The following is a 13510-nucleotide window of genomic DNA, read 5'->3' as shown; positions in this document are numbered from 1 at the left end:
TTCATTAACCATGATCGCTTAGATCTTGGCCGTCGGACGCACTTGGCGCAAAGCAATGAATCGACGCGTTTTCCTGACCGGTCTCGCGACCAGTGTGGCGCTCAGCGGCTGCATGCAGCCGGAGTTCCGCACGGATGCCCTCGACGCGGCCGCCACCGGCTCGATCGGGGCGCAATACGCCCTCGCGGCCGGGGACCGCCTGCGGGTGATCGTCTTCGGTCAGGACAACCTGTCGAACCTCTACGCCGTCGACGGGGGCGGGCGGATCATCATGCCGCTGATCGGCCCCGTGCATGTCGGCGGGGGCACCACCCTGCAGGCCGCCCGGAGCATCGAGGCGCGGCTGCGCGACGGCTTCGTGCGCGAGCCGCACGTGACGGTCGAGATCGACCTCTACCGGCCGTTCTTCATCCTCGGCGAGGTCACGACCTCGGGCCAATACGCCTACGTGAATGGGATGACCGTCGAGACCGCGGTCGCGATCGCGGCCGGGTTCGGGCCGCGTGCGGCGCGCAACTACGCGATCATCACCCGCCAGACCCGCAGCGGACCCGTCTCCGGGGCCGTCCCGATGAATTATCCGGTCCGTCCCGGTGACACGATCCTGATCAAGGAGCGGTGGTTCTAGCGCAGCGCCGGATGGCGCCTCAGGCGAACGCTGCTCTGGGGCAGGCTCCGGTGAGATCGAAACGCGGAGCCTGGATTCGCTCCCGGGTTCCGAGGCATTCGCCACGACGAACCAGCGGCCTCGTCCCCGGACGATGAGCGCGGGAGCCCTCCGCGCGGCGGCGATCGACACGCCCGCTTAACCACCGGCCGAAGCTTCCCCGCCCGGTGACCCGCGTTTAACGCCCCGGCGACCACCGCCGCCTCAGAACAGACCGGCGTGGAACCCGCACCCGACCGTCCCGGGCGGGCGGACGGCCACGCCTCGGGAGAGGTTCGTGGCGCTTCCCCAACTCCGCTTCGTCCCGCCGGCGCCGGTCGCCGACACCGCGACGCAGACCGCACCCGCGCAGGGGGAGCGGATCCTTCACGTCTTCCGGGCGCCCGTCGGCGGGTTGTTCCGGCACGTCATGGACGTCGCGCGCCTCCAGGTCGCCGCCGGCCACGCGGTGGGCCTGTTCTGCGATTCGAGCACGGGCGGGGAGCGGGCCGCGGCCGTGCTGGAGGGCCTCGCCCCGCAGCTCGCCCTCGGCCTCACCCGCGTGCCGATGCGGCGCAACCCGCATCCGCTCGACCTCTCGGCCCTCGCCCGCCTCCACGGCCTCGTCGGCCGAACGGCGCCCACCGTGCTCCACGGCCACGGGTCGAAGGGCGGCCTCTTCGCCCGCACGGTCGTCGCGCCGCGCCGCGTGGCCGATCCGGTTCGCGCCTACACGCCGCACGGCGGCAGCTTCAACTACCGGCCCGGCACCGTGCTGCACCGCCTCTACATGAGCGCCGAGGCGGTCCTCACCCGGCGCACGGATGTCTTCCTGTTCGAGAGCGCCTACATCGCCGGGCGCTACGGCGCCTATGTGGGCGAGACCGACCGGCTGATCCGCGTCGTCCAGAACGGCATCGACGGCGCCGAATTCGCGCCCATTCCCCTGGCCGAGGATCCCTGCGACTTCGTCTATATCGGCGAGTTGCGCCAGGCGAAGGGCATCCCGGTGCTGTTCGATGCGCTGGCGCGCATCCGGACCGCGCTCAACCGGCGCATGACGCTGCTCGTCGTCGGGTCCGGCCCCGACGAGGCGAAGCTGCGCCAGCGGGTGCAGGCGCTCGGCCTCGACGACGTCGTCCGCTTCGAGCCGCCCCAGCCGATCCGCGCGGCCCTCTCCCGCGGTCGGATCATGGTGGTGCCCTCGTTCGCGGAATCGCTCCCCTACGTCGTGCTGGAGGCCGCGGCGGCGGCCCAGCCCCTCGTGGCCACCAATGTCGGCGGCATCCCGGAGATCTTCGGCCCGGCCGCGGGCGTCCTGGTGCCCCCGCGCGACGTGGAGGCGCTCGCCGCGGCGCTCCTGCGCAAGATCGACCAGCCCGAGGAGGTGCGGCGCGACGAGGCGGCGGGCCTGAGCGCGTTCATCCGCAGCCGCTTCTCGATGCAGCGCATGGCCGACGGCATCCTGGACGGCTACGCTGCGGCGCGCGAGCGTCGGCCGGTTACTCAACCCGGCGTCATTCCGTTAAGCCTTCCGTGACCACTAGTTGCTAAAAGTCGGGGGGTCGGACCGACCCGGCGCGGAACCCCGCCGCGGGCGGTCCCTTGACGGCGAGGGCCGCTCCCGGCCCCGCCCGCGGCGCCGGGCTCGGTCCGGACGGGCCGGCCCAGCAGCCGCAGGATGCACCCGAGAGACGCCCGATGACCGCGTTCGACGTCCGCGACATCCTGAAGAGCGCAGCCTCCCAGACGGCGGATCCCTCCGCGCGCCGGCCGATGCCGCCCGCCGAGAACCTCCTCGCGCCGCGCCAGGGCGGGCCGCTCTCGCCCGTCGTGCTCACCGGCTGCGTCCGCGCGGCGGAGGTGGTCCTCATCGCTGTTACTGGCATCGTCGCGCAGGTGGCGATCCTGCACGACGTGGTCCCGCTGCAAATCGGCTATCTCACCACGATCTTCGGCATCGCGGCGCTCAACCTCGCGGTCCAGCAGGGTGCCGGAACCTACGGGATCCGGGCGTTCCGCAAGTTCTTCCATTCCGCCCTGCGTGTCGCGCTCGGCTGGTCGCTGGTCTTCCTGCTCGCCGCGGCGATCCTGTTCTTCGCCAAGCTCGGCGACCACTATTCGCGCCTGTGGCTCGGCAGCTTCTACCTGTCCGGGCTCGCGCTGCTGGTGTGCGGCCGGCTCGGCCTGTCCCTGGCGGTCAGCGAGCAGCTCCGCCGCGGGCGCTTCGACCGCCGCACCGCCGTGGTCGGGGGCGGGGAGGCCGCGGAGGCGCTGATCCGCGCGCTGGAGAGCCAGCCGGAATCCGGCATCCGCGTCGTCGGCGTGTTCGACGACCGCACGGACGGCCGCTCGGGCGACGTCGTGGCGGGCTACCCGAAGCTCGGCACCGTCGCCGATCTCGTCGCGTTCGCGCGCAACACCCGCCTCGACCTGATCGTCTTCACCCTGCCGATCTCCGCCGAGGCGCGCATCCTCCAGATGCTCGCCAAGCTCTGGGTGCTGCCGATCGACATCCGCCTCTCGGCCCATGCCAGCAAGCTGCGCCTGCGCCCGCGGAGCTACTCGTATCTCGGCTCGGTGCCGGTCCTCGACCTGTTCGACAAGCCGATCGCCGACTGGGACGTCGTGGTGAAGGCGGTGTTCGACCGGGTCGTCGGCACCGCGATGCTGGTCGCCTTCGCGCCCGTGATGCTGGCGGTGGCGGTGGCCGTGAAGACGACCTCGCGGGGGCCGATCCTGTTCCGCCAGAAGCGCTACGGATTCAACAACGAGCTGATCGAGGTCTACAAGTTCCGCTCGATGTACGTCGACCAGAGCGATGCGGGTGCGGCCAAACTCGTCACCAAGGGCGATCCGCGGGTGACGCCGGTCGGTCGCTTCATCCGCAAGACGTCGCTCGACGAACTGCCGCAGCTCTTCAACGTGCTGAAGGGCGACCTCTCGCTGGTCGGGCCGCGGCCGCACGCCCTCCAGGCCAAGGCGGCGAACACGCTGTACGATCAGGTCGTCGACGGCTACTTCGCGCGGCACAAGGTGAAGCCGGGCCTGACCGGCTGGGCGCAGATCAACGGCTGGCGCGGCGAGACCGACACCAGCGAGAAGATCCAGCGCCGCGTCGAGCACGACCTCTACTACATCGAGAACTGGTCGGTGTTCTTCGACCTTCAGATCCTGGCGATGACGCCGTTCGCGCTGCTCAAGACCGAGAACGCGTATTGAGGCGACGGCGGCGCCCGCCGGCTCGCGCCCGAACGGGGCGGTGAAGCGCGGCGGCTTCGACGTCTTGACGCCGTGACCGCGAGCGGACATGCTTATCAGATGACCTTCTGCAGTCACGCCACGGGCGGTGCGCTCCGCCTGCGAATTCGACGCCCGGCCTGATCGTTCAGGCCGGCTTCAATTCGACCTGTGCGTGAACGATCAGGCGCTCTCGGCGCCGTCGAAGGTCTCCCATCATGTCCGCGAACGACGCGATGCTCCATCTCCTCTGCGGCAAGATCGCTGCCGGCAAGTCGACGCTCGCCGCGCGGCTGGCGGATCGACCGCGCTCGATCCTCGTCAGGGAGGATCAGTGGCTGGCGAGCCTCTATCCGGGCGAGCAGACGTGCCTGGCCGATTACGTCCGGAACACGACCCGGCTGCGGTCCGTGATGGGGCCGCACCTGATCGCCATCCTGCAGGCGGGTCTCTCCGTCGTGCTCGACTTCCCGGCGAACACGCCGGAGAGCCGGGCGTGGATGCGGGGGATCATCCGGCAGGCGACGGTCTCGCACCAGCTCCACCACCTCGACGTGTCGGACGAAACCTGCCGGGCGCGGCTCCATCGCCGCAACGCGAGCGGGGCGCACGAATTCCACGTCAGCGACGAGGAGTTCGACCTGTTCACGCGCTACTTCGTGCCGCCCCATCCGGACGAGGGGTTCGACGTGGTGGTTCATCGCGCGTAGGCCGTGGTCGCCGGCCTGCCACGGGCGTCCTCGCCGGACGTCCCGCCGTTCGAGACGCCCGCCCCTCCCTGACGCGCGCGGCGGGGAGGGGCGGGCGGCTGCGGGTCAGTGCGCGTGCGCGGTGGCGGCGCCGATGCCGGTCTCCGAGCGGACGTACTGCGCCTCGAAGCTCTCGCGCTCGCGGCGGGCGCGGGCGCTCGCATCGACCTTCGAGATCGCCCAAATCGCCAGGAAGGCGATCGGCATCGAGAACAGGGCCGGGTTGTCGTAGGGGAACAGCGCCGCCGGATGGCCGAAGGTGGTGACCCAGACGGCCTTCGACAGCACCACCATCGCCACCGCGGCGACGAGGCCGATGAGGCCGCCGATCAGCGCGCCGGTGGTGGTGGTGCCCTTCCACAGGATCGACATCGCCAGGACCGGGAAGTTGCAGCTCGCCGCCACCGAGAAGGCGAGGCCGACCATGAAGGCGACGTTCTGATTCTCGAACACGTAGCCGAGATAGATCGCCACGAGGCCGATCACCACCGCCGCCGCTTTGGACAGGTTCACCTCCGTCCGCTCCGTGGTGCGGCCGCGGGCGAAGACCTGCGCGTAGAGGTCGTGGCTCACCGCCGAGGCGCCCGCCAGCGTCAGCCCCGCCACCACCGCCAGGATGGTCGCGAAGGCCACCGCCGAGATGAAGCCGAGGAAGTACGGCCCGGCCACAGCGTTGGCGAGGTTGACCGCCACCATGTTGGTGCTGCCGTTCATGCCGGTGAGCTTGTCGTAGGTCCCGTTGGCCGCGACCTTGAAGTAGCTCGGATCCGACATCAGCAGGGCGATGCCGCCGAAGCCGATGATGAAGGTCAGGATGTAGAAGTAACCGATCAGGCCGGTGGCGTAGAACACCGACTTGCGGGCCGCCTGGGCGTCCGACACCGTGAAGAAGCGCATCAGGATGTGGGGCAGGCCGGCGGTGCCGAACATCAGGCCGATGCCGAGGGAGATGGTGTCGATCGGGCTCGACACCGGGCTCCTGGGATTGTTGCTCGGCCCCATGATCGAGTCGCCGTTCGGGTGCACGCTGGCGGCCGCCGCGAACAGCTTCTCGGGGCTGAACCCGTACTTGTAGAGCACGGCCCCGGCCATGAAGGTCGCGCCCGCGAGCAGCAGGCAGGCCTTGATGACCTGCACCCAGGTGGTCGCCTTCATGCCGCCGAAGGCGACGTAGACGATCATCAGGACGCCGACGATCACCACCGCGTAGAGGTAGGGCAGGCCGAACAGGAGCTGGATCAGCTTGCCCGCGCCGACCATCTGGGCGATCAGGTAGAAGGCCACCACCACGAGGGTGCCGGTCGCCGACAGGATGCGGATGCGGGTCTGGTCGAGGCGGAAGCTCGCCACGTCCGCGAAGGTGAACTTGCCGAGATTGCGCAGGCGCTCGGCGATCAGGAACAGCACGATCGGCCAGCCGACCAGGAAGCCCGTCGAGTAGATCAGGCCGTCGAAGCCGAAGGTGTAGACCATGCCGGAGATGCCGAGGAACGACGCCGCCGACATGTAGTCGCCCGCGATCGCCAGCGCGTTGGTGCCGGCCGAGATGCCACCGCCGGCGGCGTAGAAGTCGGCGGCCGACTTCGAGCCCTTGGCCGCCTTGTAGGTGATGCCGAGCGTGAAGAGCACGAAGAACAGGAACATGCCGATCGCCGGCCAGTTCGTGGCCTGCTGCTGCACGGCGCCGAGGTCGGGGCCGGCCGCGAGGGCGGCGGCGGGGAGGAGCAGCGCGAGGGCCGCGAGAAGGAGGCGGTTCATCGGGCGAGGTCCCGGTTCAGGTCGCGGGTGAGGTCGTCGAAGCGGCCGTTGGCGCGCTGCACGTAGATGCCCGTGAGGGCGAAGGCCGAGAGGATCACCAGCACGCCGAGCACGAGCCCGAGCGAGATCGTGCCGCTGACCTTCGTCGCCATCAGGCCGTGCGCGAAGGCGACCAGCAGGATGAAGCTGAGATAGATCCCCAGCATGATGGCCGACAGCAGCCAGCTGAAGCGGCTGCGCTCGGCCACGAGTTCTCGGAACCGTGGATTGTCCAGGATGCGCGATGCGTCCGGTCCGGACATGGCGATGACCTCCCTCGCTATCGGTTGCACGCGGCCGCCGCTCCTGCCGGATTTCGCGCCGGAGAGCGCGCGCCGCGCGTGTCGTCTTTGGATCGACGTCCCGGTGCAGGCTTTGGCCGAAGATGGGCGGGTTGAACAGACGGGATAGTCTCGCAAACCCGCCGCATGCGACGAAGGTTGTAGCGGATGCGGCCGCCGCGCCGGGACGCCGGGGTCGGCCCGCGGGCGCGCCGCGGGCCGCCGGCCTCAGGCCCGGTTCTGGCGGTTCTCGATCAGGTCGTCGACCACGCCCGGATCCGCGAGCGTCGAGGTGTCGCCGAGGGTGGAGAAGTCGTCCTCCGCGATCTTGCGCAGGATGCGGCGCATGATCTTGCCCGAGCGGGTCTTGGGCAGGCCCGGGGCGAACTGGATCAGGTCCGGCGACGCGATCGGCCCGATGTCCCGGCGCACCCAGGCGACGAGTTCCTTGCGCAGCTCCTCGGTCGGCTCCTCGCCCTGCATCAGCGTGACGTAGGCGTAGATGCCCTGGCCCTTGAGGCTGTGGGGATAGCCCACCACCGCGGCCTCCGAGACCTTCGGATGCGCGACGAGCGAGGACTCCACCTCGGCCGTGCCCATCCGGTGACCCGAGACGTTGATGACGTCATCGACGCGGCCGGTGATCCAGTAGTAGCCGTCCTCGTCGCGGCGGCAGCCGTCGCCCGAGAAGTAGCGGCCCGGGAAGGTCGAGAAGTAGGTCTGGACGAAGCGCTCGTGGTCACCCCAGACCGTGCGCATCTGGCCGGGCCAGGAATCGTCGAGGCAGAGATTGCCCTCGCAGGCGCCCTCCAGGACCTTGTTCTCGCCGTCGACCACCACGGGCTTGACGCCGAAGAAGGGCAGTGTGGCCGAGCCCGGCTTGAGGGCGGTGGCGCCGGGCAGCGGCGTGATCAGGATGCCGCCGGTCTCGGTCTGCCACCACGTGTCGACGATCGGGCAGCGCTCCTCGCCGACCACCCGGTAGTACCACTCCCAGGCCTCCGGGTTGATCGGCTCGCCCACCGACCCGAGCACGCGCAGGGACTTGCGCGAGGTTCGGCGCACCGGCTCCTCGCCCGCGCCCATCAGCGAGCGGATCGCGGTCGGGGCGGTGTAGAAGATGCTGACCTGGTGCTTGTCGACCACGTCCCAGAACCGGGAGATCGACGGGTAGGTCGGGATGCCCTCGAACATCAGGGTCGTGGCGCCGTTCGCGAGCGGACCGTAGACGATGTAGGAATGGCCCGTGACCCAGCCGACATCGGCCGTGCACCAGTAGACGTCGCCGTCGTGGTAGTCGAACACGTATTGGTGGGTCATCGAGGCGTAGACGAGGTAGCCGCCCGTGGTGTGGACGACACCCTTCGGCTGGCCGGTCGAGCCCGACGTGTAGAGGAGGAAGAGCGGGTGCTCGGCCTCGACGTGCTCGACCGGGCACTCGTCGGTGACCTGGGCGGCGGCCGCGTCGTAGTAGACGTCGCGGACCGGATCCATCGCCACGCTGCCGCCCGTGCGGCGCACGACGACGACGTGGTCGACGCTGTCCTCGGGCAGGCGCGCGATGGCGGCGTCCACGTTGGCCTTCAGCGGCACCTTGCGGCCCCCGCGCAGGCCCTCGTCGGCCGTGATCACCAGCTTCGACCCGCAGCCCTCGATGCGCCCGGCGAGCGAATCCGGCGAGAAGCCGCCGAACACGATCGAGTGGATGGCGCCGAGGCGCGCGCAGGCCAGCATCGCGAAGGCAGCCTCGGGGATCATCGGCAGGTAGATCGTCACCCGGTCGCCCTTGCCGACCCCGCGGTTGCGCAGGACGTTCGCCATCCGGCAGACTTCGGCGTGCAACTCGCGGTAGGTGATCTTGCGGGATTCCGACGGGTCGTCGCCTTCCCAGATGATCGCGACCTGATCGCCACGCGTTTCCAGATGGCGGTCAATGCAATTGTGCGCGACGTTGGTCACACCATCGGCGAACCAGCGGATCGAAACATTTCCCGGGCCGAAGCTGGTATCCTTGACCTGCGTATAGGGCTTGAACCAGTCGATCCGCTTGCCGTGCTCGCCCCAGAAACTCACAGGATCGTTGATCGACGCGGTGTACCACTCGCGATACTTCGCCTCGTCCACGAAAGCTCGCTCACGCACGGCCGCCGGCACGGCAACGATCCGCTGCGACATGGCGCTCTCCCTCTCCTCACCTTGACCGGATCATCCCGCGGGGCGCCGGTGCTTGTGGAGAGGAGTTAATCCGGCGACCGGCCTGCCTGCAACGGATTCTTCCGTCTAACGCCTTTCGGAGCACAGCCGCGCGAGGCGGCCCCTCCCGGCACGCGCGGGGAGGGATCGCGGTCCGGGGTCAGTCGCAGCCGATGCAGATTCCGGTATCGACCTTGCGGTTGATCTCCTTCACCCGGTCGGGCTGCTGGGTCGGATCCTGCGGCGCGGCAGCGCGACCGGGGGGCTTGGTCTGTCCGCTCGCCGTGATGCTGCGGTTCACCGAGCCGGTGCTGCCGGCATCGGAGGCGCCGGTGTCCGGAGCGGTGGTGCCCGGATCCGCCGTCTGGGCGGCGAGCGGACCGGCACCGAGGCCGGTCGCGAGGAGAACGAGGGCGAGAACGGGAAGATTGCGCATCGCGAAGGGCCTCGACGACGGGACTGTCCCGGGTCAACGCCCTGCCGCGGCCGCGGTTCACCCCCTCCCGCGCCTCAGGCGGTGCCGTCGCCCTGCAGGTAGCCGGAGCGCCGGCTGTCGGGCATCTGCAGCGAGGTCAGGAAGGCGATCGCGCACATGATGGTGACGTACCAGAAGAACCAGGTCTCGACGCCCCAGTCCTTGAAGGACAGGGCCACGAACTCGGCCGAGCCGCCGAAGGCCGCGTTGGCGATGGCGTAGGACAGGCCGACGCCCAGCGCCCGCACCTCGGCCGGGAACATCTCGGCCTTCACCAGCCCGCTGATCGAGGTGTAGAAGGACACGCAGAGCAGGGCCGCGGTGATCAGCAGGTAGGCGGTGACCGGGTCCTTGGCGCCGCCGATCGCGTGCATCAGCGGCACGGTCAGCAGCGTGGTCGAGGCGCCGAAGATCAGCATCGCGGTCTTGCGGCCGAACCGGTCGGCGAAGATCCCGAACAGCGGCTGCACCACCATGTAGGTGAACAGAACCGCCGTCATCACGTAGTTGACGGTCTTCTTGTCCATATGTGCGGTGTTGACGAGGTACTTCTGCATGTAGGTGGTGAAGGTGTAGAAGATCAGCGAGCCGCCGGCGGTATAGCCCAGCACCGTCAGGAAGGCGCGGCGGTGGTGGCGCCAGAGCGCCGCGATGCTCCCGGCCTCGCGCGCGCCACGGGTCTCGGCCGTCGAAGTCTCGTGCAGCGAGCGCCGCAGGTAGAGGGCCACGATCGCCGCGAGCGCGCCGATCAGGAACGGGATGCGCCAGCCCCAGACGCTCATCTCCTTGTCGGAGAGGGCGAGCGTGATCAGCACGACGACGAGCGAGGCGAGGAGTTGGCCGCCGATCAGGGTCACGTACTGGAAGGAGCCGTAGAATCCGCGCTTTCCCTTGAGGGCGACCTCGCTCATGTAGGTGGCGCTGGTCCCGTACTCGCCGCCGACCGAGAGCCCCTGCGCCATGCGGGCGAGGAGGAGCAGCACCGGCGCCAGGATCCCGATCTGGCCGTAGGTCGGCAGCACCGCGATCACCAGCGAGCCGAGGCACATCATCAGGACGGAGATCAGCATCGCGTTCTTGCGGCCGAGCCGGTCGGCGATCCGACCGAACAGCCAGCCGCCGATCGGCCGCATCAGGAAGCCGATGGCGAAGACCGCCGCGGTGTTGATGAGTTGGACCGTTGGGTCGGCGCCGGGGAAGAACGCGTCCTTGAAGTAGATCGCCGTGAACGCATAGGCGTAGAAGTCGTACCACTCGACGAGGTTGCCCGACGACGAGCCCACGATGGCGCGGATGCGCGCCTTGGTGTCGTAGGCGGCGATGGTCGGGTTCGCCGAGGACAGGGTATCGGTCCCGGCGGGCCGGGCGGGGGCTGTGGTCGACATCGCGGGGGCGATTCCTCTCTGCGGCCGGTCCGCCCTGATCGGTGGTTCCCGGCGACGATACCCGTTGGATAGCGGGTTTCGCCCGCCGCGCCAGCCCTGCGCCGCGGCGTTTCCCCGTCAGGACCGCGCGCAGGGTTCCGGCCGCTCCGGCCAGGGCCGGCCGTCGAGGCCCTTGGCCACCACCTCGCTGGCGGCGGCGTCGAGCCGGGGCCGCAGGCGCTGGCGCAGGGGCGCGATCTTGTCGCTGACCTGCACCCACTTGGCGCCGCTCCACTGCAGCACGAGGCCGGCGAGGTGGCCGCTGTGATCGGCGCAGGAGAGCCGGAGCGCCGCCGCGAAGCCGGTCAGGCCGAGTTCCTTCCAGCGCGCCCCGTCGAGGTTCACGCGCTCGAGGCCGCGGCGCACCGCCTCCCCGTCGAGCCTTTCGCCCGCACCGGCGCGCAGGGCGTTGCGGACACCCTCCGCGAGCACCACGGCCGCGTAGACGCCACGGGCGTAGAGGATCCCGGTGGCCTCGTCCTTCTCGGTGCGCGACAGGCCCGCGTCGATGGCGAGGAGGTCGATCTGATCGAAGGCCGGGAAGCTATCGGTGACGCCGTGCCACGTGATCGCCCGCAGGCCGCGGGCCGCGGCGCCGGCCCGGCGCAGGGCCTCGTCGTCGATCCCGGCGAGGGCGAGGATGCTCCCGGGCGCGATTCCGGCCGCCACGGCCTCCGCCACCGGGTCGCCCGCCAGCCCGGCCGTCCCGTCGAGCATCACCACCTCCGGCGCGGCCGCCCTGACGGTGCGCCAGACGTCCTGAGCCTCGCCCGCGTCGGGCAGCGCGTAGCTGCGCAGGGTGAAATGCAACTCCTCCGCTAGCGCCTCCATGACGGGCAAGGGATCCCGGCCCGCCGGACTGTCCCGGTACAGGTAGGCGACGCGCCGCCCCTCGAGGCCCTCCGGCCCGGCGATCAGCGAGGCGAGGGCGACCGTGAGCCCGTCCCAGGCCGTGGCCGGGGGCGCGAAGGCGTACGGGAAGGAGAGACCGGCCGCGGCCAGGGCGGGTCCGGCCGCCGCCGAGACGAGAGGGAGGCGGTCGGTGGTGCTCGGGCCGAGCAGGGCCAGGGCAACGTCCGCCGCACCCGGGTTGACGGCGACGGCGCCGCGCTCGCGGGCCGCCCCGTAGCAGGCCAGGCCCGCCTCCGGGCTGCCGCCGGTCTCACACTCGGTGACGACGACCTTGTGCCCGCCGAGCCCGCCGTCGCGCTGGTTGAGCATGGCGAAGTAGTCCGAGAAGCCGTTGGCCAGCGGCGTGCCCGAGGCGGCGAGCGGGCCGGCGCGCTCGGTGAGGAGGGCGAGCGGGATCTCCTGCGCCGCGGCCGGGGCGGCGAGGAGGGTCGCGAGGGCGACGCAGAGCAGGCGGCGGATCGGCATCGGCTCTTGTTTCCGGCGGCCTCGGACGCGCCGCGCCGCAGCGCACCCATCTAGCGCCGATCCGGGGGAGGGAGCTAGGGTCAAAACCCGATCAGCTTGGCCGTTGGAGAGGCCGCTGCCGACCTGTTGCAGACCCTGGGAAGGTCTGCTTCCAGGCTGTTGGGACGGAGGCTGGCGGCCGGGTTGTGTGGTTTCCTCCCATTCCGCTTCGGCGCAAACCCAGCACCGAAGCGGACATCCCCGACGCACACCCCTTGGTAGACGCTCTCCGGTCCCAGGACGCACGGGCGGCCGGACCTTGGCCGCTCGATCGTGCGGCCCGCGTGGAACGGAGAACGCAGCATTCGATCACGTCGCGTACTGGGCCTCGCCGTTGCCGAAGGACCAGTTTTCCTTGGCGACCTCGACGAGGCTGATGAACACGTCCTCGCGGCGCAGGTTCAGCCGCTCGTGCAAGCCATCCGCAACAGCCCTGTAGAAGGCTCGCTTCTGCTCGATTCCGCGCCCCGCATTGAGGGTGAGCTGGATGACAACACAGTCTCGCGTCCGATGAATGCCGAGATAACTCGGGTCGATGACGAAATTTTCCGGCTCATGCTCGTTGATAATCTGGAAGCGGTCGTCCTTGGGTACATTCAGCGCGTCGAGCATGGCGGCGTAGACGACCTCACCAATTACGCGGCGGTACTCGGCAGGCTTGCCCTTGGCGAGATCAATGCGCGCTAATGGCATGGGACACTCCTCGTTCTTCGTCGCTTGAGGTTTCGATCATGGGCTCTCGGGCCGCAATCGCTCAATGGGGCGACTGCGCTCGACCCGCAATCAGCGGGGCCAAGGGGCGGTCGGTCCGGCTCGGGCGGCTGTACGGCAGTCCGAGATCGATGTGGAGTACGGGCATCCGCGTGCGCTCAGAACCGAGCGCACAATCGGTCATCGCTCATCCGGTGACCACTCGGGGCTGTAGCCCCCGAGAGCCGGGTGATACATCTCGTCGCCCGAATGCTGCGTGAACTCCACGTTGAGGCGATCCTCGCGCAGGCCAAGGATCTCGGTGCAGTGGGCGCACAGCGCCTTGGCAACCGCCATCCGCAACTCGGCCGGCCGCCCCTTGCGGATGTCCAGCATCATCACGGAGACCGGCACCGGCTCGCCGCCGGCGTCCGCTATCCGCCACACGCCGCCCTCGCCGAGTTCGCGGATGGCGACGCTGATCCGCCGGATGTCGACCGACATCATCTCCGCGTAGGTCCGGCTCATCAGCGCCGCGAGGCGCTTCTTGGATGCCACGGAATGCGGGCCGGTCACGTCAAGCTGAAGGTACGGCATGG

12 protein-coding genes are annotated in these 13510 nt (G+C 69.7%); 4 read left to right on the top strand and 8 right to left on the bottom strand.

Annotated elements, in window-relative coordinates; all coding sequences use genetic code 11:
- Positions 1–55: 55 nt before the first annotated feature.
- The 4 genes from ACW9J6_RS04605 (at position 56) to ACW9J6_RS04590 (ending at position 4596) form a co-directional block, all read left to right on the top strand.
- Positions 56–628: a polysaccharide biosynthesis/export family protein gene (locus ACW9J6_RS04605; RefSeq protein ID WP_457115263.1), complete on the top strand. Its 573-nt coding sequence runs from the start codon at positions 56–58 to the stop codon at positions 626–628.
- A 316-nt stretch (positions 629–944) separates the two neighbouring features.
- Positions 945–2186: a glycosyltransferase family 4 protein gene (locus tag ACW9J6_RS04600; protein ID WP_457115262.1), complete on the top strand. Its 1242-nt coding sequence runs from the start codon at positions 945–947 to the stop codon at positions 2184–2186.
- A gap of 161 nt (positions 2187–2347) precedes the next feature.
- The gene (locus ACW9J6_RS04595; RefSeq protein ID WP_457115261.1) at positions 2348–3868 is read left to right on the top strand and encodes an undecaprenyl-phosphate glucose phosphotransferase; all 1521 of its coding nucleotides are present in this window, start codon (positions 2348–2350) and stop codon (positions 3866–3868) included.
- Positions 3869–4104: 236 nt separating this feature from the next.
- Complete coding sequence (locus ACW9J6_RS04590) at positions 4105–4596, top strand: AAA family ATPase (RefSeq protein ID WP_457115260.1); 492 nt, start codon at positions 4105–4107, stop codon at positions 4594–4596.
- Between the two features lie 105 nt (positions 4597–4701).
- Here the strand turns inward: ACW9J6_RS04590 and ACW9J6_RS04585 are convergent, their stop codons facing one another.
- The 8 genes from ACW9J6_RS04585 to ACW9J6_RS04550 form a co-directional block, all read right to left on the bottom strand.
- Positions 4702–6393, bottom strand: a complete 1692-nt coding sequence (locus tag ACW9J6_RS04585; RefSeq protein ID WP_457115259.1) for a cation acetate symporter — start codon at positions 6391–6393, stop codon at positions 4702–4704.
- Positions 6390–6695, bottom strand: a complete 306-nt coding sequence (locus ACW9J6_RS04580) for a DUF485 domain-containing protein (protein WP_457115258.1) — start codon at positions 6693–6695, stop codon at positions 6390–6392. Before ACW9J6_RS04580 ends, ACW9J6_RS04585 begins: the two co-directional genes overlap by 4 nt.
- A 246-nt stretch (positions 6696–6941) precedes the next feature.
- Positions 6942–8888 carry an acetate--CoA ligase gene (gene acs / locus ACW9J6_RS04575; RefSeq protein WP_457115257.1) on the bottom strand — a complete coding sequence of 649 codons (1947 nt, stop codon included), beginning with the start codon at positions 8886–8888 and terminating at the stop codon, positions 6942–6944.
- 178 nt (positions 8889–9066) lie between these two features.
- Entirely contained in the window at positions 9067–9342 is a 276-nt protein-coding gene (locus ACW9J6_RS04570) for a hypothetical protein (RefSeq protein ID WP_457115256.1), read from the bottom strand.
- Positions 9343–9416: 74 nt separating this feature from the next.
- Positions 9417–10766, bottom strand: coding sequence for an MFS family transporter (locus tag ACW9J6_RS04565; RefSeq protein WP_457115255.1), 1350 nt, complete (start codon positions 10764–10766; stop codon positions 9417–9419).
- Positions 10767–10883: 117 nt separating this feature from the next.
- The gene (locus ACW9J6_RS04560) at positions 10884–12182 is read right to left on the bottom strand and encodes an ABC transporter substrate-binding protein (protein ID WP_457115254.1); all 1299 of its coding nucleotides are present in this window, start codon (positions 12180–12182) and stop codon (positions 10884–10886) included.
- A 348-nt stretch (positions 12183–12530) separates the two neighbouring features.
- Positions 12531–12914 (bottom strand): tautomerase family protein, encoded by a 384-nt coding sequence (locus ACW9J6_RS04555; RefSeq protein WP_457115253.1) that lies wholly within the window; start codon positions 12912–12914, stop codon positions 12531–12533.
- A gap of 198 nt (positions 12915–13112) precedes the next feature.
- Positions 13113–13508 carry a tautomerase family protein gene (locus tag ACW9J6_RS04550; RefSeq protein WP_457115252.1) on the bottom strand — a complete coding sequence of 132 codons (396 nt, stop codon included), beginning with the start codon at positions 13506–13508 and terminating at the stop codon, positions 13113–13115.
- Positions 13509–13510 lie beyond the last annotated feature (2 nt).

It is taken from the genome of Methylobacterium sp. JK268 (assembly GCF_054052225.1).
Note: the sequence above shows the minus strand (reverse complement) of the source record. Positions and strands in the feature narration are given on the sequence as shown.